The 20,959-nt window shown below is 67.9% G+C and carries 17 protein-coding genes; 11 read left to right on the top strand and 6 right to left on the bottom strand.

All coding sequences use genetic code 11. The annotated features are described in order from the left end of the window. The first annotated feature begins 40 nt into the window (after positions 1 to 40). Entirely contained in the window at positions 41 to 583 is a 543-nt protein-coding gene (locus GJV80_RS15510) for a DinB family protein (protein WP_230207739.1), read from the top strand. Positions 584 to 863: 280 nt separating this feature from the next. Here the strand turns inward: GJV80_RS15510 and acs are convergent, their stop codons facing one another. Next, complete coding sequence (acs, locus tag GJV80_RS15505) at positions 864 to 2,822, bottom strand: acetate--CoA ligase (protein WP_154688672.1); 1,959 nt, start codon at positions 2,820 to 2,822, stop codon at positions 864 to 866. A 38-nt stretch (positions 2,823 to 2,860) separates the two neighbouring features. After that, a complete protein-coding gene (locus GJV80_RS15500) occupies positions 2,861 to 3,166 on the bottom strand; it encodes a hypothetical protein (protein WP_154688671.1) in 306 nt (101 codons plus the stop codon). A 181-nt stretch (positions 3,167 to 3,347) separates the two neighbouring features. Between GJV80_RS15500 and GJV80_RS24050 the strand changes: the two genes are divergently transcribed. Continuing rightward, a complete protein-coding gene (locus tag GJV80_RS24050; RefSeq protein WP_230207738.1) occupies positions 3,348 to 6,899 on the top strand; it encodes an efflux RND transporter permease subunit in 3,552 nt (1,183 codons plus the stop codon). On the opposite strand, the gene GJV80_RS15490 is transcribed toward GJV80_RS24050, so the two are convergent. Continuing rightward, positions 6,900 to 7,499, bottom strand: coding sequence for a pentapeptide repeat-containing protein (locus GJV80_RS15490; protein WP_154688670.1), 600 nt, complete (start codon positions 7,497 to 7,499; stop codon positions 6,900 to 6,902). Between the two features lie 42 nt (positions 7,500 to 7,541). Continuing rightward, the gene (locus GJV80_RS15485) at positions 7,542 to 8,300 is read right to left on the bottom strand and encodes a class I SAM-dependent methyltransferase (protein WP_154688669.1); all 759 of its coding nucleotides are present in this window, start codon (positions 8,298 to 8,300) and stop codon (positions 7,542 to 7,544) included. Between the two features lie 55 nt (positions 8,301 to 8,355). On the opposite strand from GJV80_RS15485, the gene GJV80_RS15480 reads away from it, so the two are divergent. The 8 genes from GJV80_RS15480 (at position 8,356) to GJV80_RS15445 (ending at position 14,940) form a co-directional block, all read left to right on the top strand. Beyond that, a complete protein-coding gene (locus tag GJV80_RS15480; protein ID WP_154688668.1) occupies positions 8,356 to 9,117 on the top strand; it encodes a Fic family protein in 762 nt (253 codons plus the stop codon). Between the two features lie 624 nt (positions 9,118 to 9,741). Further along, complete coding sequence (gene ssd, locus GJV80_RS15475) at positions 9,742 to 10,884, top strand: septum site-determining protein Ssd (RefSeq protein ID WP_154688667.1); 1,143 nt, start codon at positions 9,742 to 9,744, stop codon at positions 10,882 to 10,884. After that, positions 10,881 to 12,029, top strand: a complete 1,149-nt coding sequence (locus GJV80_RS15470) for a TadA family conjugal transfer-associated ATPase (RefSeq protein WP_154688666.1) — start codon at positions 10,881 to 10,883, stop codon at positions 12,027 to 12,029. The genes ssd and GJV80_RS15470 overlap by 4 nt, the downstream gene beginning before the upstream one ends. Continuing rightward, positions 12,029 to 12,844 (top strand): type II secretion system F family protein, encoded by an 816-nt coding sequence (locus GJV80_RS15465; protein WP_154688665.1) that lies wholly within the window; start codon positions 12,029 to 12,031, stop codon positions 12,842 to 12,844. Before GJV80_RS15470 ends, GJV80_RS15465 begins: the two co-directional genes overlap by 1 nt. 72 nt (positions 12,845 to 12,916) lie before the next feature. Continuing rightward, complete coding sequence (locus GJV80_RS15460) at positions 12,917 to 13,723, top strand: type II secretion system F family protein (protein WP_154688664.1); 807 nt, start codon at positions 12,917 to 12,919, stop codon at positions 13,721 to 13,723. A gap of 173 nt (positions 13,724 to 13,896) precedes the next feature. Continuing rightward, positions 13,897 to 14,109, top strand: coding sequence for a hypothetical protein (locus GJV80_RS15455; RefSeq protein ID WP_154688663.1), 213 nt, complete (start codon positions 13,897 to 13,899; stop codon positions 14,107 to 14,109). Positions 14,110 to 14,143: 34 nt separating this feature from the next. Next, complete coding sequence (locus tag GJV80_RS15450) at positions 14,144 to 14,581, top strand: TadE family type IV pilus minor pilin (RefSeq protein WP_154688662.1); 438 nt, start codon at positions 14,144 to 14,146, stop codon at positions 14,579 to 14,581. Then, positions 14,578 to 14,940: an Rv3654c family TadE-like protein gene (locus GJV80_RS15445; RefSeq protein WP_154688661.1), complete on the top strand. Its 363-nt coding sequence runs from the start codon at positions 14,578 to 14,580 to the stop codon at positions 14,938 to 14,940. Before GJV80_RS15450 ends, GJV80_RS15445 begins: the two co-directional genes overlap by 4 nt. A gap of 29 nt (positions 14,941 to 14,969) precedes the next feature. Here the strand turns inward: GJV80_RS15445 and GJV80_RS15440 are convergent, their stop codons facing one another. Together GJV80_RS15440 and GJV80_RS15435 are read right to left on the bottom strand one after the other, a co-directional pair. Continuing rightward, positions 14,970 to 15,998 (bottom strand): DUF2804 family protein, encoded by a 1,029-nt coding sequence (locus GJV80_RS15440; protein ID WP_154688660.1) that lies wholly within the window; start codon positions 15,996 to 15,998, stop codon positions 14,970 to 14,972. Positions 15,999 to 16,025: 27 nt separating this feature from the next. Further along, a complete protein-coding gene (locus GJV80_RS15435) occupies positions 16,026 to 18,353 on the bottom strand; it encodes a DEAD/DEAH box helicase (protein WP_154690304.1) in 2,328 nt (775 codons plus the stop codon). Positions 18,354 to 18,596: 243 nt separating this feature from the next. Here GJV80_RS15435 and GJV80_RS15430 point away from each other — a divergent pair, with 243 nt between their 5' ends. Next, on the top strand, positions 18,597 to 20,957 hold the full coding sequence (locus GJV80_RS15430; protein WP_154688659.1) for a sodium-translocating pyrophosphatase: 2,361 nt from the start codon (positions 18,597 to 18,599) through the stop codon (positions 20,955 to 20,957). Positions 20,958 to 20,959 lie beyond the last annotated feature (2 nt).

Genomic DNA, 20,959 nt, shown 5'->3' with positions numbered 1-20,959 from the left:
AGTCTCGCCGAGGGACGGTGGTCAGGTAGGTTCGGCGGACGTGTCTCAGAACCCTTCCGAGCCGACCAGCCCGCTCGTCGCCGATGAACGCGCCGATCCGCCGTTCCTCGACTCCGACCGGCGGGCCCTCGAGGCCTGGCTCGAGCTCTATCGTCAGACGCTGCCGATCAAGGTCGGCGGTCTGACCGCCGAACAGTTGTGCCGCCGCTCGGTGCCGCCGTCGACGCTGAGCCTGATCGGTATCGTCCGGCACCTGACCAAAGTCGAGCGCTACTGGTTCGGCAACATCGCCGCCGGCCAGTCGATCCCCATGCTCTACCGCGAGAACGATCCGGACGGCGACTTCAATGAGGCCGATCCGGCGACCGCGTTGCGCGACCTCGACGCGTACCATGCCCAGCTTCCGGTCTCCCGGCAGCAGGCAGCGGCGGTCGACGACCTCGACCAGCCGCTGCCCGGACTGCGGCACGACGAACCGCTCAATCTGCGCTGGGTCTACCTGCACATGATCGAGGAGTACGCCCGGCACCTGGGACACGTGGACCTGCTCCGGGAAGCGATCGACGGCAGCACCGGCTACTGACCACGACCCGGTGCGATCCCGGTCCGCAAGACCGCGGCACAGCCCCTCACCGCCGATCGCCGATCGCCGTGACGATCGCTCTGACGATCGCTGTGACGATCGCAAGGTCAACGTTTGAGTCTGCGGTCGTTCGGACTGCCCGAAATCAGCCGCAGGGTCAAACGTTGAGCTTGCGGACGCCACCCGCGAGTTGGGGTCACGAGCACAGCCGTCCTGCCCCGGGCAGCGGGCCCGGGGCATCCGACCACGATCCGGATCGGCGAACCGGCGATTCGGGTGATCAATCCTCGCTGCCGGCGGTGGCCAGATTCGACTTGATCAGGTCCATCACCGTCGAATCCTGCAGGGTGGTCACGTCCCCGAGCTCGCGGTTCTCGGCGATGTCCCGGAGCAGCCGCCGCATGATCTTGCCCGAGCGGGTCTTCGGCAGCTCCTCGACGACCATGATCTGCCGCGGACGAGCGATCGGGCCGATCTCGGTCGACACGTGCTGGCGCAACTCCTTGACAACATCCGGGCCACCGTCACCCGCCTCGGACCGCAGGATGACGAACGCAACGATCGCCTGGCCGGTCGTGTCATCGGTCGCGCCGACCACTGCGGCCTCGGCAACCTTCGGATGGGAGACCAGGGCCGATTCGATCTCGGTCGTCGACATCCGGTGGCCGGACACGTTCATCACGTCGTCCACCCGGCCGAGCAACCAGAGGTCGCCGTCCTCGTCCTTCTTCGCCCCGTCTCCGGCGAAGTAGAGGCCCTCGAAGCGCGACCAATAGGTGCTCACGTAGCGCTCGTCGTCGCCCCAGATCGTCCGCAGCATGGCCGGCCAGGGCTTGGTGATCACCAGGTAACCGCCCTCACCGTTGCCGACGGGATGGCCCTCATCGTTGACGACGTCGATCGAGACACCCGGGAACGGTGTCATCGCAGCACCCGGCTTGCCGGACGTGACGCCGGGCATCGGCGTGATCATGTGCATGCCGGTTTCGGTCTGCCACCAGGTGTCGACCACCGGCGTCCGATCACCACCGATGTGGGTGCGGTACCAGACGTACGCCTCCGGGTTGATCGGCTCACCGACCGAGCCCAGCACCCGCAGGCTGGAGAGATCGAACTTCGCCGGGATGTCCGAACCCCATTTCATGAAGGTCCGGATCGCGGTGGGCGCGCAGTACAGGATCGACACCTTGTACTTCTCCACGATCTCCCACCAGCGGCCCTGGTGCGGAGTGTCGGGCGTCCCTTCGTACATCACGCTGGTGGTGCCGTTGACCAGCGGTCCGTAGACGAGGTAGGAGTGACCGGTGACCCAGCCGATGTCGGCGGCGGTCCAGAAGACGTCGGTCTCCGGTTTCAGATCGAAGGTCGCCCAGTGGGTGTACGCCGTGCCGACCAGATAGCCACCCGTTGTGTGCAGGATGCCCTTCGGCTTTCCGGTGCTGCCGGAGGTGTACATGATGTAGAGCGGGTGCTCGGCCTCGAACGCCTCGGGAGTGTGCTCCGCGGACTGCCTGCCGACGAACTCGTCCCACCACAGGTCGCGACCCTCGGTCATGTCGATCTGCTCTCCGGTCCGCCGGACGACCAGTACGTTGCGGACTCCACCGACGTGCTGGATCGCCTGGTCGACGGCCGGTTTGAGCGCTGACGGCTTGCCCTTACGGAATCCACCGTCGGCCGTGATCACGACCTCACAGCCGCAGTCCTCGATCCGGCTGGCGAGCGCCTCGGCGGAGAATCCGCCGAAGACCACGGTGTGCGGCGCGCCGATCCGGGCGCAGGCCAGCATCGCAATGGCCGCTTCCGGAATCATCGGCATGTAGATGGCGACCCGGTCACCCTTCTGCACACCGAGCTCGAGCAGGGCGTTGGCAGCCTTCTTGACCTCGGTGGTCAGCTCGGCATAGGTGATCGCCCGGCTGTCACCGGGCTCGCCCTCGAAATAGAAGGCGACGCGGTCGCCGTTGCCGGCCTCGACGTGCCGGTCGCAGGCGTTGTAGGCCGCGTTGAGCGTGCCGTCGGCGTACCACTTGGCGAAGGGCGGGTTGCTCCAGTCGATCACCTGGGTCGGCTTGGTGGCCCAACTGACTCGATCCGACTGTTTCCCCCAGAACGCCTCCGGGTCGGCCGCTGCCTCGTCGTACGTCGCTTGCGTGACGTTGGCCTGCGCTGCCAGATCCGCGGGCGGCGGGAACCGCCGGTCCTCGGTCAGCAGGTTCTCCAGGGTCTCGTCGCTCACAGCACGCCTCCTCGGGTGAAGTCCTTCGCGTCCACAGCCTAACGATCGCTGATTTCTGGGAAACGGGTGCTGGGTACTCCCAGCACAGGTTTCCCACTAGAGGTCAGGAAGCCGCGGCCGGCGTTCCCTTTCCCGTACGTGCGCGGGGTGACCGGAGACGTCGATACCGAAAGCCGGGAACAGGAGGTCGGCACGGCCATGAACATTCCGACCCTGTCGACGATGTAGGTGCCCAGCAGGTCGCGGCGACCGGCGGCGTACCGGAGGCCGACACCGATGGAGCACAGATATCCGACCGTCGCTGCGGTGAACAGCAGCCGGAAGTCTCGGTTCCGCAATTTCACGGTACGCACCGCTGCCGGTTCTCCACCCGCGGATGGAGCACATCTCGTCCTGATGGGGGTTGTCCCCGATCGTTTTCGCGCCGATGCTGGGTGACACTTGTCCGGGCGCCGGACCGCATATTGTCCGGGCCCGACGACGAATGCCCGGGTGGGCCGATCACGAATGGTGGACTGAGCGTCTATGGGGAGACTGGCCAACCTGAGCCTGCGTAACCGCGCGTTGATCGCGCTGGTGACGGTGTTCGTCATGGTCTTCGGGGCGATCACCGCCGGACAACTGAAACAGGAACTCATCCCGTCAATCAGTGTCCCCACGGCTGTGATCACCACCACCTACTCGGAGGCCGCACCGCAGGTGGTCGCGCAGAGCGTGACGACACCGATCGAGCAGGCAGTCGGCGGCGTCTCCGGTATCGAGGACATCACCTCGACCTCATCGACCGGAACATCCCAGGTCATCGTCAACATGCAGTACGGCACCGACATGACCGCCGCCCAACAGGATCTGCAGGCGGCCGTCAGCCGGATCAAGTCGGCGCTGCCCGATGATGCCGACACCCAGGTCAGCACCGGCAGCGTCGAGGACTTCCCGGTCGTCCAGCTCAGCGTCACCAGCGCAGGCGACAAGGCGACGCTGGCCGACCGACTCAGCAACATCGCCGTACCCGATCTGCAGAAGATCGACGGTGTGCGGGCGGTGACGATCTCGGGGGCCCCGGACCCGCGGATCGAAGTCGATCTTGACCTGAAGAAGCTGCAGAAGAAGGGGCTGACAACAACCGACGTGCAGCAGACGCTGCAGTCCTCCGGGCTGGTCACATCGGCCGGAAGCATCGACGCCGGCAACCGCACGATGTCGGTCAATGTCGGCGAGCGGTTGCGGTCGGCCGCCGATGTCGCCGATCTCCGCATGCTGGCGCCGGACGGATCCAAGATCAGGATCGGCGCCGTCGCGAAGGTCAGCGAGAAGAATGCACCGACCACTTCGATCTCCCGGACCAACGGCCGGGACTCCCTATCGGTGTCGATCACCAAGACGCCGGAGGGCAACACCGTCGACGTCAGCGATGCGGTCAATGCCGCGCTGCCCGACATCGCGAAGAAGCTCGGCGACGATGCGAAGTTCACCACGGTCTTCGATCAGGCGCCGTTCATCACCCAGTCGATCGACGATCTGCTGACCGAGGGCGGACTCGGGTTGGTGATGGCGGTTCTGGTGATCTTGATCTTCCTGCTCTCCGGCACCTCGACGCTGGTCACAGCGGTGTCCATCCCGGTCTCGGTGTTGATCACGTTGATCGGTCTGCGGGTGGCCGACTACTCGCTGAACATCCTCACCCTGGGTGCGTTGACCATCGCCGTCGGGCGGATCGTCGACGACTCGATCGTGGTGATCGAGAACATCAAGCGTCACCTGGCCTACGGCGAGCCCAAACTCAAGGCGATCACCACCGCGGTGCGCGAGGTCGCCACTGCGATCACGGCAGCGACTGTGACCACTGTTGCCGTCTTCCTGCCGATCACTCTGGTCGGGGGCCAGGTCGGCGAACTGTTCCGGCCCTTCGGGCTGACGGTCACCATCGCTCTGCTCGCCTCCTTGTTGGTGGCGCTGACGATCATTCCGGTACTGGCGTATTGGTTCCTGCGGGCGCCGAAGGTGACCGTCGATGCTGATCAGGTACGCGAGCAGGCCGAGGCCAAGGAACACCGGAACCTTTTACAGCGCGGCTATGTGCCGATCATCCGCGCCGCGACCAAGCATCCGATCGTGACGATCCTGATCGCTTTGCTGGTGATGGGCGGCACGGGCACCCTGTCCTCGCAGCTGAAGACGGATTTCCTCGGCGACAGCGGCCAGAACACCCTCTCGGTGACCCAGGACTTCGCGCCGGCGTTGAGCCTGGACGCAAAGAGCACCAAGGCGTCGAAGGTCGAGGATGCGATCCGTGGTGTGCCCGGCGTACAGACCGTACAGACGACCATCGGCGGCGGCGGTTTCGCCGGCATCTTCGGTGGCGGCAGCGATTCCGCATCGTTCGCGGTGACCACTGACACCGAGGATGATCAAGAACGGATCCAGCGTGATGTCAGGACGGCGATCGACAAGCTGTCCGACGTCGGATCAGTGACGGTCAGTGCCAGCTCCGGCTTCGGTACCAGCTCCGACGTCGAGGTGAACATCACCGCGCCGGACCGAGATCGTTTGGAGCAGGCGGCGGATCTGGTCTACCGGAGGATGAAGACGGTGCTGGGGGTCAGCGACCTGAGTTCCTCGATCGTTGCTGCCCAGCCGATCGTTCAGGTCGACATCGACCCGATCAAGGCCCAGCGCAAAGGGCTGAGTGTCAGCCAGATCACCGACACGTTGAAGGGCGTTCTGGCACCGGCGGTCGTCGGCAGCATCGAAACCACCGGTGACGACGAGGATGTGGTACTCAAGGTCGCCGATGCTCCGGTCGGTCTGCAGGAGCTGCGCGATCTCAAGATCACCGTGCCGGCGTCCGCCCAAACCCGTCAGTCGGGCACAGGCCCAACGACAGCAGGCCCGTCGGGTGCAGGCCAGGCCGGTGCGGGTCAGCCGGATCAGACTGGCACGGATCAGACTGGCACCGGCCAGGCGGGAGCCGGCCAGGCGGGCGGCGGCCAGGCGGGCGGCGGTCAGACCGGTGCAGGTCGGGCAGACCCGGGTGGCGCCGCCGGGCAGACAGCAGGTACGGGTTCGGTCGTGACGACCCAGGATCCGGTGCAGCCCGAGAAGATCAAGTTGTCCCAGGTGGCTGACGTCACCGAGTCCAAGGTCGCGCCGTCGATCAGTCGGCGAGACGGTCAGCGCAGCGCGACCGTCTCGCTGACGCCGATCGGTGACAACCTGAGTGCGGTCAACTCCGATGTGACAAAGGCTCTGGACGGACTTGATCTTCCTGCGGGAGCTTCGACGCAGCTGGGCGGTGTCAGCTCCGACCAGGCCGATGCGTTCTCCCAGCTCGGGTTGGCGCTGCTGGTCGCTATCGCGATCGTGTACGTGGTCATGGTTGCGACCTTCAAGAGCTTGGTTCAGCCGCTGATCCTGCTGGTCTCTATCCCGTTCGCGGCGGTCGGAGCGCTGCTGGCGTTGGTGATCACCGATACTCCGTTGGGCGTACCGTCGCTGATCGGATTGTTGATGTTGGTCGGCATCGTAGTCACCAACGCGATCGTTCTGATCGACCTGGTGAACCACTACCGCGCGGCCGGTGAATCGGTGAACGAGGCGTTGATCAACGGGGCCCGGCGAAGGCTGCGTCCGATTCTGATGACCGCCATCGCGACGATCTTCGCGCTGGTGCCGATGGCGCTCGGTGTAACAGGTGGCGGTGTGTTCATCTCCCAGCCCTTGGCGATCGTGGTGATCGGTGGTCTGGTTTCCTCGACGGTGCTGACCCTGATCCTGGTTCCGGTGCTCTATCGGCTGGTGGAGGGGCGCCGGGAGCGCAAGCAGCTTCGACTGGAGGCCGAACGCGAGGCGCGGGAGGCCCAACTCGCTGCCCGCCGCGCCGAGATCGACCGCGCCGAGGCAGAGGCGCAGGCCGCCCGGGAGGCTGAGGAAGCTGCGGCCCGCGAGGCGGCCCTGCAGGCGTCGGTTGCCCGGGCGGAAGCCGAGGCCCGTGCCGAAGCCGAGGCCCGGACCAAGGCCCAGGCCGACACCGGAGGACCACTGCAGCGGCTGGCTCGTCGCTTCCGGCGATCCGGCTGATCAGTCGAGCACCGCACCGTGCGCGGCTGCGATGGTGATCGCGCCGGCGATGTCGACATGGGTGTTGCCCAGGACCGCTGCCGTGAGATCGACGCCGTCGAGGGTGCAGCCGGTCAGATCGGCGTCGACGAACCGGGTGTTGCGTACGGTCGCAAGGCTGAGATTGGCCGACCGCAGTGTCGCTCCGCCGAAATCGGAATCGGACAGATCGGCGTCCCGGAAGTCCACTCCGGTGAAGTCGATCTTGGTCAGATCCGCGCCGCGTAACGTGACCCCCTGCCACAGCCCACCCTTGATCGTGATCGGGTGAAACTCGCAGTCGGTGAAGATCGATCCGGACAGTTTGCAGCCGGACAGAGTGGCCGAGAAGAACGAACTGCGCGCGAAGGTGCACGCGACGAAGCTGGTCTCGTGGTGTTCCGAGGCGTTGAAGGCGCAATTGCCGAAGCGACACGCATCGAAGATCACGTTGCGGCTGCGGACCTCGGTGAAGTCGACGCGGCTGAATCGACAGTCGACGAACCGCAGCCCGTCCAGCTCATTGCCGTACCAATCCTCGTCGAGGATGTCCTCGCCAGTGCGCACTCCCGGATCAGCCATGGCAGGAACGGTACGTCGGGCTTCCGACAGTGCGCAGCCGGCTCACAGACCCAGCGGAATGTCCAACCCGTCCTCACCGCTGGTCAGGGCAAGCTCCTGGTGGTCGACCCGGGCCCGCCAACAGGAGGCCTGGAAGGGTAGTAACAGCGGTTCGGGTGACCGCGCGTAGTTGTCATAGAGGCCGCCGACCTCCTTCAGCAGTGCGGCCCGGCGTGAATCGTCCAGTTCGGCGGTCGCCGGACGGCTGACGACCATGTCCAGCAAGCCGGGTCGGTCGATCGGCAACCAGTTGCGGAAGTTCCGTCGCTCCAGGTCTGTGAAGTACGGCGTCTGTGCCATCGCCTCGACCGAGCCCTGGCCGAAATCGCCGCTCATCGCGTCGGGATCAACCTCCTGGAGGATTCGGGCGAGCTTCTTCACCCACGGAACCGTGTCGTCGCGGGTGAGGTAGACCGCCACCAGCCTGCCGCCGGGCCGCAGGACGCGAGCGATCTCCACGCTGACCAACCCCGGTGCGAAGCGGTGCAGCGTCTCTGCCGAGCTGACCACATCGAAAGTCTGGTCTGCGAACGGGAGAGATTCGGCCTGCGCGACAACGTGTAATCCGGTGGGGACGCGCGGAGCCAGCCGGCCGATCACCGACGCGGAGCGATCCAACGCATGCACCCGGTGGCCGGCCGCAGCGGCCATCCTGGCCAGTCGGCCACGTCCGGACCCGAGGTCAAGGAGGCGCTGGGGCGAATCGCCCAGCATCCAGGAGATCGCCGCCTCGGGGAAGGGGGCACGGCGCTGATCGGGCATGGTCGGAGTCTAGTGTCCGCATCGGCGGATGCCTCAGGCGTGACACGATGGCTCGGTGGCATCGCCGAACTCCGACCCGCTGGCCGATCTGGCACGTCTGGAAGGCGTAGCATCCGCGGTGATGGCCGCGCGGGATGCGGTGGATGCCGTGTTGCGGGACCGTGGCCGTCGCCAGGTCACACCCGAGCAGCAGGCCGACGCGCTGGTCCGGGCCGCGCGGGCCAACGCCGAGCTCGGTGATCTTGAGACCTCCGACCAGGATGGACGACCGGGTCGTTCCGGCTGGGAGGCAGGAACACTTCGTCTCTACGTCGAACTGGTCGATTGTGCGGCACTGATCCGGGTCTCACCCCTGCAGGCGGTGGCCAGAGCTCATGCCGTACTGGCTCGCGGTCTGCTGCCCGAAGATGATCTTGGTCGGGTCCGGGCCGACCCGGCAGCGGCGGAGCGGATGGCGTCGCTCGGGCGGCTGTTGACCGCACCGACGACGGCGCCGGTGATCGTGGTGGCCGCGGTGGCGCACGCCGAGTTGATCACCGTGAGCCCGTTCAGCATCGGCAACGGGATCGTGGGCCGAGCGGTCGAGCACATGATCATGATCGCCGGTGACCTCGACCGGCCACCGGTCACCGTTCCCGAGTTGGGACACCTGCAATCGGGTGCGGACTATCGCCGTGCGCTGGACGGATATCGGTCCGGTGCAGCCAACGGCGTCCGGGAGTGGCTGCTGCACGTCGCGGCGGCCGTGACCAGAGGGGCTGAGTTGTCTCCGCTCCGGCCGGCCGGAACGCTCCGGGGTGGCCGCCGCCGAGGCTGAACCACGAACGGGGATCGTTCCGGACGCGACTCGGCGCCCACAGACCTGTGGGCGCCGGCCTGCGCACTCGTCCGAGCGACCAAGCGTGCACACGCACTGTTGGCCCGGGCGGACCCGGATCGCAACTGCCCTCTACGGATGGGTGATCACCGCGTGGGTACTCGGATTGTGCGCGAGCATCACTGCCGATCACGCGCCGCCTCCGGGCGACCTCACGGTCAGCGTCGGGCTCGCCACCTCTACGGCTCCTAACCGCCAAAATCCTAAGCGGGGCGACGATCCCGGCCGGCAGACGGTGCGAGATACATCAGTTCTGCTCGACTTCCTTTGTACCCCACCGCAGGCCGTTTGAGAAGGGTTCGACGTCAGGAATCTGCTACCGACCAGTAGCAACTCCAAGCAGCCGTCCCATAGTTGATCATGGCGACGGAGGTCTCCGGTCGGCGGGCCCGCCGGATGGGTTGTCCACAGGTTTTCGGAGGGCGCCGGTTATCCACAGATTCCGGCTGGGCGCGGCACAGCCGGGGCTGACAGTCGCAAGGTGACAGCGTGGGAAAGAACCCGACCCCGGATGCAACCTCGGATGCAACCTCGGATGCAACCTCGAGGGCAACGTCGAAGGTGATGCCGACGGCCGACCAGCGCGCAGGGCGGCGTCGGACGCCCGCAACAGATGAGGATGACTGGCTGCGCCCCGAGGCGGGACCGGCCAGCGATCATCCGCTCCTGCTGACGGCCGACATCGAGTTGCTGGACAGCGTCCTCGCCGCGACAGCGGCGGCCGGTGCGGAGCCGACCGTGTCCGACTCGACGGCAGCAATCCGGTCACTGTGGTCCGCGGCGCCGATGGTGGTCATCGGAGCCGACCGCGCTCGTGGGGTTGCGGAGTTGCTGCTGCCACACCGGACCGAGGTGTACGTCGTCGGCCCGGAATCCCGGCTCGCTGAGATGTCGGCGTGGTCGGCACCTCTCGGTGCGGCGGTGATCGGGATGCCCGACGGCGCCGGCACCTTGACCGCGGCAGTCTCCGACGTCATCGGACGTGGCTCAGGGACCGGTCGGCTGGTCACGCTTGTCGGTGGATCGGGCGGTATCGGGACGTCGTCGCTCGCGGCCGCGCTGGCCGTGGGTGCGGCTTCCCTCGGACTTCCGGCGATGTTGGTCGACCTCGACGTGCTCGGCGGCGGGATCGACCTCCTCGTCGGGGCTGAGGGGGTGGCCGGCTGGAGATGGCCGAGGCTGGGTGCGGCGCAGGGGCATCTCGGCGATCTCACCGGCCACCTTCCCAGACTCGGTGGCCTGGACATCCTGTCGACCGCCCGCGGGGAAGGCCCGGACACACTGTCGCCGGAGGCAGTGCGAGCGGTGTTGTCATCGGCCACCCGCAGCCACCGTGTGGTTGTCGTCGACCTGCCACGATCGCCGGCCCCCGCCGTTGTCGAGGCGCTGCGGCGATCGACGGCCACTCTGCTCGTGGTGTCGGCGGATGTCCGGGGGATCGCCGCCGGCCGGGTCACGGCCGCCTCATTGCGGGACCTGACGACTGTGCTGGCGCTGATCGTGCGTCGACCCCGCGGTGGAGCGATCGATGCCGAGGTGGTTGCGGAGTCGGTCGGCGTGCCGTTGGCCGGGGCCGTCGGCACGGATGCCACGCTGCGGCATGGCTCTGAGCGCGGTGATCCGCCGGGCCGGCTACCGCGAAGTCCCCTGGGCCGGCTGAGCAGCCGCCTGCTGGACCGGTTGCTCGACGAGGGCGGATCGTTATGACGGCGGTTGCGGAACTTGAGCCGATCCGGGCCAAGTTGGCAGCGCTGGGCAGGGCACACACCGCCGCCGATGTCGCCGAGGCGATGCGCGCCGAGGGGATGCTGGTCAGTGACGCCGCGCTGCGGGCGACGGTCGAGGCGATCCGCCGCGACAGCGTCGGCGCCGGCCCGTTGGACCCGCTGCTGCGAACCGAAGGGGTCACCGACGTGCTGGTCAACGGTCCGGACCAGGTATTCATCGATCGGGGCTCCGGCCTGGAGGACGCCGGCGTGCGGTTCGGGTCTGACGCCGAGGTGCGACGCCTCGCCCAACGACTCGCGGCGTCGGTCGGCCGGCGGCTCGATGACAGTACGCCGTTCGTCGACGCCCGGCTGCCCGACGGAACCCGGGTGCACGCCATTCTCGGGTCGCTCGCCGACCCGGGTACCTGCATCTCGTTACGCGTGCCGGCCAGGAAGACCCTCAGCCTCGAGGATCTGACCGAGGCGGGAACGATTCCGGCGGCGGGTGCGCACCTGTTCACGGCGATGATCACCGCCCGGGCTGCGTTCCTGATCAGTGGGGGCACCGGGTCGGGCAAGACGACCCTGCTCGCCGCCCTGCTCTCGCTGATGCCTCCGGCCGAGAGGTTGGTCATTGTCGAGGACTCCCGGGAGTTGTCGCCCCGGCATCCTCATGTCGTACGGCTCGAGGCGCGCCCGGGCAACGCCGAACGGACCGGCGCGGTCACCATGACCGACCTCGTCCGGCAGGCGCTGCGGATGCGCCCCGACCGACTCGTCGTGGGCGAGGTCCGCGGTGCGGAGATCTGCGATCTGCTCACCGCGATGAACACCGGTCACGAGGGCGGCTGCGGGACGGTTCACGCGAACTCGGCCGCCGACGTGCCGGCCAGGTTGGAGGCTCTGGCCGCCATCGGTGGCCTCGACCGTGACGCGGTACACGCCCAGGTGCACTCGGCGCTCGACCTGTTGGTGCACATCCGCCGCGATCCGGAGGGCAGGCGTCGGGTCAGCGAGCTCAGCGTCCTGGAGCGGGCCGGAACGCGCGGACTGGTCACGGCAGTCTCGGCGGTGGAGTTCGATGCCCGACGGGTACGGACCGGCGCCGGAGCCGGTGCGCTGGAACGGATCCTGTCCCGGTGATGATCACTGTCGCGGTTGTGTTGGCCGGCATCTGCGGCGGGCTGGCCGTGGGCCCTGCGCCCGGCCGGTCGATGCTGGCCCGACTCGTCCCCGTCGATCAGCACATCCGGACACGGCCGGTGCCGGGCCGTCGGCCGCGGACGATGCTGCTCGGGTGCGTCGGCGTCGCCGTTCCGGTGTCGCTCGGCGCGGCCGTCGGCGCTCGCGCGTTCTGGCTCAGTGTGCCCGTGATGATCACTGCCGCGACGACCTGGGTGCTGGTCCGGGCCGCTGTCGTCCGTCGTCGCGCGGCGGCCGGTCGGCGAGAGGCGGCCCAGGCCTGCTCGGTCCTGGCGACCCAGGTCCGGATCGGCCAACCTCCTCTGGTTGCTGTTCGGTCGGCGGCCGCGGACTGCCCCGTCCTAGCACCCGCGGTAGCGGTGGTCGATCTCGGTGGCGATCCGGTCGCGGTCTGGCGGCGGCAGGCGCTGACGCCCGGGTACGGCGGTCTGGCGGAGATCGCTCGCGCCTGGCAACTGTCGATCCGCACCGGCGCGGACATGGGGGACGCGCTCGACAAGGTGGCCGAGGGACTCTTCGAGGATGATGCACTCGGTCTGGTGATCGCGAGTGAGGCGGCGGGGCCGCGGGCCAGCGGCAAGATCATGGCGGTCCTCCCACTGGCCGGGATCGGTCTCGGATATGCCATCGGTGGCGATCCGCTGCGGTTCCTCACGAGGTCGCCGTACGGATGGGCCTGTCTCGTGATCGGCACCCTGCTGGCCTGCGCGGGCGTGCTCTGGATGGAGCGGGTCGCCGATCGTGCTGCGATCTAGCACGGTTCTCCATCACCGCGACACATACAGGGCGGGCCCGGAAACCGGGCCGAGGGCGGGAAGCAATAGTCGATGATCAACCAGCTGTCCGCCGTCGTGGCCGTCCTGCTGGCGGGCACGGCCGTGGGCGCCATGATCTCCGGGCCGTCGACCGGGCTACGCAGGCTCGGGACGTCCGCTCACCGTTCCGGTGCGCCTCCGGGCGGCAGCCCGCAGCGTGGCTCCGGCGCCGTCGCTGGACTGTTCGCCCCGCGACCGGGATCGCTGCCGGCGGGGCACCGGAAAGCGTTCGGCCTGGCTGCCGCCGTCGTCGTCCCCCTCGGTCTGCAGGGGCTGACCGACATCGGGCCGATCGCCTGGTGCGCTGCCCCGGCGGCCGGCATCGCCGCGTACCTGCTGGCCTGTCGGTTGGAAGCGCCGGGCGCCCGGCGCCGGCGACAACAACTCGTCGATGAACTACCCACGGCGCTCGACCTGCTGTCTGCGGCGATCGCCGCCGGATTGCCACTGCGCTCGGCTGTCCGTGAGCTCGTCGACGTCTCGGAGGGACCGTTGGCCGAAGACCTGCGCGGCGTGATCGCCGGTATCGATCTCGGTCGCAACGATGCCGAGGCCTGGCGTTCGCTGGGTGATCATCCAGCCCTCGGCCCGGTCAGCGTCGACCTGGCTCGGTCGGTGCAGTCCGGGACCATGATCGCCGCCGCCTTGCAGCGGCACGCCGCCATCGCCCGGCGCGATCGCCGCGGCGAGCGGGAGGCCAGAGCACGGACCGTCGGCGTCAGATCCGTGCCGCCGCTGATGCTCTGCTTCGTGCCTGCCTTCCTCTTGATCAGCATCGTGCCGATCGTGGCCTCCGGCATCCTGCAGGCGCTGCGCTAATGCGCGGCACTGCGGCTGGTGCGGCGCAGCTGGTTATGCACAGATCGGGAGCACCTCGAAGCGCTGTCCACAGATTCCGGATGGCGTGAACCAACCTCCGGCGCCAGTCGCAGTGTTCCTGTGCAGGGGAAACACGGCATCGATGCGATGCCATGAACACAGAGGAGTTCTGCATGACAGAAGTCGCAGCGCGGGAACCGGGCACCGGCACGATGGGCAGCCACGGCGAACGCGGACTGGTGACCGTCGAGTTCATCTTCGGCATCATTCTGGTGATCGCGATCATCACCGTTGTGGTGTCGGTCATCCACAACCCGGCCGTCGGCCAGCTGATGCTCCAGCTGCTGAGTTGGATCCTGGGCCTGATCAAGGGGGTGAAGGCCTGACCGCGGTCGGCGGCGGGCACCGAGACGGTTCGCGATGGCGGCGGCAGGGGCCGCCGGCATCCGGACCGCGACGCGGTGCAGCCGCCACGATGATGCCCGTCACGCGCGCCGGGCCCACTCCCAGGTCGGACGGCCGGACCAGCACGGAATGGTCACGGTCGAACTCGTCTTCGGCATGTTGATCATCGCGATCCTGATGGCTGTCTTCGGATGGGGCATTCTGCTGTTCGGCGTCCAGGTGGGATGCATCGACACGGCCCGAGACGTCGCCAGGCAGGCGGCGCGCGGTGATCAGGACGCCGTTCGGCTGGCTGAATCGCAGGCGCCGCACGGCGCAACGACCAAGATCATCGGGCGTGGACAGCAGCTCACCGTGCAGGTGCGGGTGCGGTCCAAGCCATTCGACTTCGTCCCGGCGATCACCGTGACCGCCGAGGCGACCGCAGTCCGGGAGCCCGGAGAGCAGCGATGAACACCACTGCCCAGCGCGGAAGCGGCACCCTGCTTGCACTGACCGTGGTGATCTTCCTGCTGAGCCTCACCTCGGCCGTCGCAGTGTTCGGTCGCTTCCTGGTGGCGCATCACCGCGCTGCCGCCGCAGCCGACCTGGCCGCCTTGGCCGGGGCACAGGCGTACGGAACGGGGGAGAACGGTTGCGCAGCGGCGCGGGCCATCGCCGCCCGGAACGATCAGCACCTGGCCGGATGTTCAGTCATCGGTGACCGGACGGACTTCGTGCTCTCGGTGCGGATCACCGCAGCTGTGCCGACGCGGGTGCCGATGCTGCCGGTGGTGATCACCGCCACCGCCGGCGCCGGGCCGGTCCGATGATCGGCAGACGGATACCTGACGATCAGCGGTCAGAGTCGGGCATGCATCCGTTCCAGCACCCCCGGCACGTCGTCGATCTGGTACACGGTGCCGTCGAGGCCACGTACGGTCCCGCGGTAGGTCCCACACTGTTGGAAATAGTTCATCGACGCCACGACCAGTTGGGGCGTGGCATCTTTGCGGCCCTGCGGCGTGAAGATCAGGTCGAGCCTGCCGTCGTCCGCGGAGACTCGGGTCGGCGCCAGCCGGCCGGGGGACAATGGGGTGAAGGACATTCCGGCCACCGCCTCGCAGCCCTGCGGGGTCCAGATACAGGACTCCTCTTCAGTCCCGGGCGGTTGGGATCGGGTCGTGCAGTTCGCTCCGACGATGCCGGCCGGCGTCTGCAGCGCGAAGGTCCCCCAGGTCCAGTCCGTGCGATAGGGGAGATGGCTGCGGTGTTCGTCGAGGATGGCGACGTCGCGGGTCGGATCGAAGACGACCCTGTGGCCGGCGATCATCAACTCTCCACAGGCCGGGAAGATCACCTTGTAGGTGAACATCGCCGCCGCCGAGGGCCTCTGTCTGCGGCGCAAAGGGGAGCTGACCGCGAGCGCGGCCGAAGACCTGCCGGCATCCAGGTGCAGTTCACCGCTGAATGCCGGTCGGGCGGGCGAGCCGGTGATGTTGATCAGGATCCGATGGTGATCATGATCGCGGTCGAACGCGTACTCCAGGCGATGGCCGTCCGTCTCGAACACGCAACGGCCGGCATCGAACAACCGGGCCGGCAGCTGTGCCCGGCCCCTGCCCGCCGCGGACCGTTCGTACAGGTCGCCCGTTGCGCGGTGAAAGCCGTAGATCTCCGAGGTGGCCAGGTATTTGGCGTCCTGGATGATCATGGAGCTGGCCCAGTCCGGATGGATGAGGGTGAAGCCGATCCACTCCTTGAGCCGGAAGGATTCCCATCGGCGGCGGGGTCCGGTGAACGCGTCGAGCGGATTGACCAGGTCCGGTCGGCCGGCGAGCCTCCCCCAGCGCCGACTCCGGTGCTCGACCAGTGCGTCCGCAGTGATCACCTGGCCAGGCTAACCGGCACCGCGCGGTCAGACCTGCGGTTGGGAGAAACTGCCGACGTCGGTCGGCGCAGGATCACGCAACAGCGCCTCGAGCAACCAGATGGCCGCCTGCTTGTCGAGCATCTGGTTGGCGTTGCCGCACTTGGGCGAGACAACGCAGGACGGGCAGCCCAGTTCACATCGGCAGGAGTTCAGGCGTTCCAGGGTTGCCGCCCACCAGGCCTCGGCGACCTGGTATCCCCGCTCGGCGAAACCGGCACCGCCGGGATGGCCGTCGTGCACGAACACGGTGAGTGTCCCGGTGTCGGGATGCAGGATGGTGGACAGGCCGCCGATGTCCCACCGATCACACGGCGCGAACATCGGGAGAAGCCCGATGGCGGTGTGCTCGGCCGCGTGGGCGGCAGAGCCCAGCTGGGTGGCCGACAGGTCGAGACCGGACCCGTCGAAGGTCCACCACGTCGCCTTCGTCCGCAACCGCCGCTCCGGCATGTCCAACGGTGTCTCGTCCCAGACGTCGGACGTGACCTCGTCTCGACGCAGATAGCCGACGACCTGGGAGAACACGTCCACCTCGCCGTAGTGGAGCACACCGTTGCCGAACGGCCGGTGCTGCAGCTCCTCGACGATCTGGACGTCGTGGGTACCGCGAGGTTCGGTGTAGTAACCCGGGCGGGCCGCACTGACTAGCGCCTCGCACTCCTCCTGGTCGAGCTCCTCGACCAGATAGCTGTCGCCCTGGTGCAGGTAGACGGCTCCCGGATGCACCGTGCCGTCCGATCCTGCCTGGTCAACGGTGCCGAGGACGCGACCGCTGTCGATCTCGACGATCTCGATCACGGGACCCCCGGCACCGCGCAGGTCGACCGCGTCGCCGGCCCGCTCGGGCCGTGGCCAGAACCATCCGGCGGGCCGCCTTCGCAACACGCCTTGGGATTCCAGCCGGTGCAGCACCGGGATCATCTGGGGACCGAACCAACAGGCGTCGGCTTCGGTGATCGGCAGTTCCTGGGCGGCGGCCGCCAGGTGCGGGCCGAGCACGTACGGATTGGCCGCGTGCAGGACGGTCTGTTCGATCGGCTCGTCGAACAGCAATTCCGGGTGATCGAAGTAGTAGGCGTCGAGTGGATTCCTCGCCGCGATCAACACAACCTCGGCGTCCCGTCCGGTCCGGCCGGCGCGGCCGGCCTGCTGCCACAGCGCCGAGCGGGTGCCGGGAAAGCCGGTGATGATCACCGCGTCCAGGCCGGCCACGTCCACGCCGAGCTCGAGCGCATTGGTCGCCGCCAACCCGCGCAACGACCCGTCCTGCAGGCCGGCCTCCAGCGCCCGCCGGTCCGAGGCCAGATAGCCCGCCCGGTAGGAATCGATCCTCGGCGGGCCGTCGCCACCGACGCCGACCTGTTCCTGGGCACGGACCGCGGTCAGTTCGGCCATCCGACGCGACGCGATGAATGTGACCGTTTGCAGGCCCGCATCCACGAACCGTGCCATCAGGTGCGCTGCCTCGTCGGTCGGATACTGCATCGGCTCCCACAGGGTGAAGTCCACCGCTCCGTGGGGCGACGCATCCTGGTCGACGACGGTCACCCGGTCGGCCTCGCAGCCGACCAGTTCGGCAGTCATCCGGTCGGCACCGGTCACGGTCGCGGAGGCCAGGATGAACACCGGATTGGCGCCGTAGGAGGCACACAGTCGGCGCAGCCGACGAACGACCTGGGCGACGTGGCTGCCGAAGACGCCCCGGTAGCGGTGCGCCTCGTCGATGACGACGTACCTCAGGTTGCCGAGGAAGCCGGCCCAGCGACCGTGATTGGGCAACACGGAGTAGTGGAGGAAGTCGGGGTTGGTCAGCACGTAGCCGGCATGGTCGCGGGCCCAGTCCCGTTCCGCGGTGTCGGAATCACCGTCGACCGCGGCGACCCGCCATCCGGGAAGTCCGAACTCGCCGGCCGCCCGCAACTGGTCGTGCGCCAGCGCCTTCGTCGGCGCCAGATACAAGGCGGTGTGCGGGCGTTTCGGGCGTAACAGGCTGCGCGTCTGGGTCCGTGCGGTCAGCGGCACTGGAGCGGTGGCGGCAGCTCCACCGTAGGTCGCCGCCATCACCGGAAGCAGATAGCCCAGCGTCTTGCCGGATGCTGTGCCGGTGGTCACCGCGACCGGGCACCCGGCATATGCCGCGTCGGCGACCTGAACCTGGTGCTGCCACGGCCGCTCGATTCCCCGCGACCGGACCGCATCGACAACCTCGACCGGCAGCCAGGACGGCCAGTCGGCGTAGCGGGCGACCCGTTCGGGCAGCCGCCGGCGGTGGCGCACCTGCTCGGAGTCCAGCAGGCCCTGCCCGTCCGACATCTCCCGCCTCTCCGGTCGCACCGACGTCGTCACCCCACCAGTGTCGCGCCTCGCACCGACACGCGCTGCATCGACCTGCCGACAGGCACCGCGGTAGCGGCTGCTTGAGCGGATGCTGCATAATTTGCCCCGGCTCATGCCCGGTCAGGTGAGTCACCGTTAGACTCCGGGCAAGCTGCGCGCAACGGCGCGTTGTGGAGTTCGCCCCCTACCACTTCCCGCAGCATCCACAGGAGTGCTTATATGTACGTTCCGACCGCGCTTGAAGTTTCTTTGTCGGCCGGCAACCTCACGGTGGTGGCCATCGTCGCCGTCATCGCTCTGATCGCTCTCGCCATGGCGTTGGTCTTCCGGCGTCAGGTCCTTGTCGCCGGCGAGGGCACCGAAAACATGCGGACCATCGCCCAGGGTGTCCAGGAGGGCGCGGCCGCCTACCTCGGCCGCCAGTTCCGGACGCTCGGCGGGTTCGCGGTCGCCGCGTTCCTGCTGCTTCTGGCGTTGCCCGCCCACAGCGACACCGGGGCCTCACAGCTGCTGCTGAGGATCTGTCGATCGATCGCCTTCCTGGTGGGGGCGTTCTTCTCGGCGATGATCGGCTATCTGGGCATGTGGCTGGCAGTCCGGGCGAACGTCCGGGTTGCCGCAGCAGCCCGCGAGGACGGCCGCAACCCGGCCATGCGGATCGCCTTCCGGACCGGCGCCCATGTCGGCATGTCGACCGTCGGCCTCGGCCTGCTCGGCGCTTCGCTGGTGGTGCTGCTCTTCCGCAGCGATGCACCGACCATCCTCGAGGGATTCGGCTTCGGCGCCGCCATGCTGGCCATGTTCATGAGGGTCGGCGGCGGCATCTTCACCAAGGCAGCAGACGTCGGCGCCGACCTGGTCGGCAAGGTCGAGCAGAACATCCCCGAGGACGATCCGCGCAACGCCGCCACCATCGCCGACAACGTCGGTGACAACGTCGGCGACTGCGCCGGCATGGCAGCCGATCTGTTCGAGTCCTACGCCGTCACCCTGGTTGCGTCGCTCATCCTCGGCAAGGCCGCCTTCGGTGCCGACGGACTGATCTTCCCGTTGATCGTCCCGGGTATCGGCGTGATCACCGCGATCATCGGCATCTTCCTGACCAAGCCGCGGACCGGCGAGAACGGCCTGCGGACGATCAACCGGTCCTTCTACCTGTCAGCGGTGATCTCCGCCGTGCTGGTGGCGATCGCGTCGTTCATCTTCCTGCCGTCCAACTTCGCCGATCTCGGCCTGCCGTCGGGCACCACCTTCAGCGGTCCGATCGACGATCCGCGCGTTGTGGCGCTGATCTCGGTGCTGATCGGCATCCTGCTGGCCGTGATCATTCTGTCGCTGACCGGCTACTACACCGGCACCGAGGACCGGCCCACCCGCGACGTCGCAAAGACGTCCCTGACCGGCGCCGCGACGGTCATCCTCTCCGGCATCTCGCTGGGACTGTCCTCGGCGGTCTACACGGCGCTGGTGATCGCCGCCGCGGTGTTCGGCGCCCTGCTCATCGGTGGTTCCGGGATCGTCGCGCTGTTCTGCATCGCGCTGGCCGGGTGCGGTCTGCTCACCACCGTCGGCGTGATCGTTGCGATGGACACCTTCGGTCCGGTTTCGGACAACGCGCAGGGCATCGCCGAGATGTCGGGCGACGTCGAGGGCGAGGGCGCCCAGATCCTCACCGAGCTGGACGCTGTCGGAAACACCACCAAGGCGATCACCAAGGGCATCGCGATCGCTACTGCCGTGCTTGCGGCGACTGCTCTGTTCGGGTCCTACACCGACTCCATCCGTGGTGTGTTGGCTGATGCGTACGACAAGTTCACCTCCCAGGCCGTTGTGTACGCCCCGGCCGTTCTGGTCGGCGTGCTGGCCGGTGCCGCGGTGGTGTTCCTGTTCTCCGGGCTGGCGATCAACGCCGTCGGCCGTGCCGCTGGTGCCGTGGTCTTCGAGGTACGCCGGCAGTTCCGCGAGATTCCCGGGATCATGGAAGGCACCGGCAAGCCGCAGTACGGCCGCGTCGTCGACATGGTGACGCGGGACTCGCTGCGCGAGCTCGGAACGCCTGGCCTGCTGGCGATCATGGCCCCGATCGCGGTCGGCTTCGGCCTCGGTGCGCCGGCGCTCGCGGGTTATCTGGGCGGCGCCATCGCGACCGGCACTCTGATGGCGGTGTTCCTGGCCAACTCCGGCGGCGCGTGGGACAACGCCAAGAAGATCGTCGAGGATGGCTACGCCGGCGGCAAGGGTTCGCCTGCGCATGAGGCAACGGTGATCGGTGACACGGTCGGTGACCCGTTCAAGGACACCGCGGGCCCCGCGATCAACCCGTTGATCAAGGTGATGAACCTGGTCGCACTGCTGATCGCACCCGCTGTCGTGTCGATGAGCTCGCTGTCGGATTCGCCGAATCCGATGCGGTACGTCATCGCCCTGGCCGCCTTCGCGATCGTCGTGACGATGGTCGTGATCAGCACCCGCCGCCAGGTCGGCATCGCGGAGGAGAACGACGGTTCCGATGCCGGCAACACCGGCGGCAGCGGAGCCGGCGCCACCGAGCCGGAACTTGCTGTGGACAAGACCGAATGAGC

This window comes from Microlunatus sp. Gsoil 973 (genome assembly GCF_009707365.1).
Lineage (GTDB): Bacteria > Actinomycetota > Actinomycetes > Propionibacteriales > Propionibacteriaceae > Microlunatus.
Note: the sequence above shows the minus strand (reverse complement) of the source record. Positions and strands in the feature narration are given on the sequence as shown.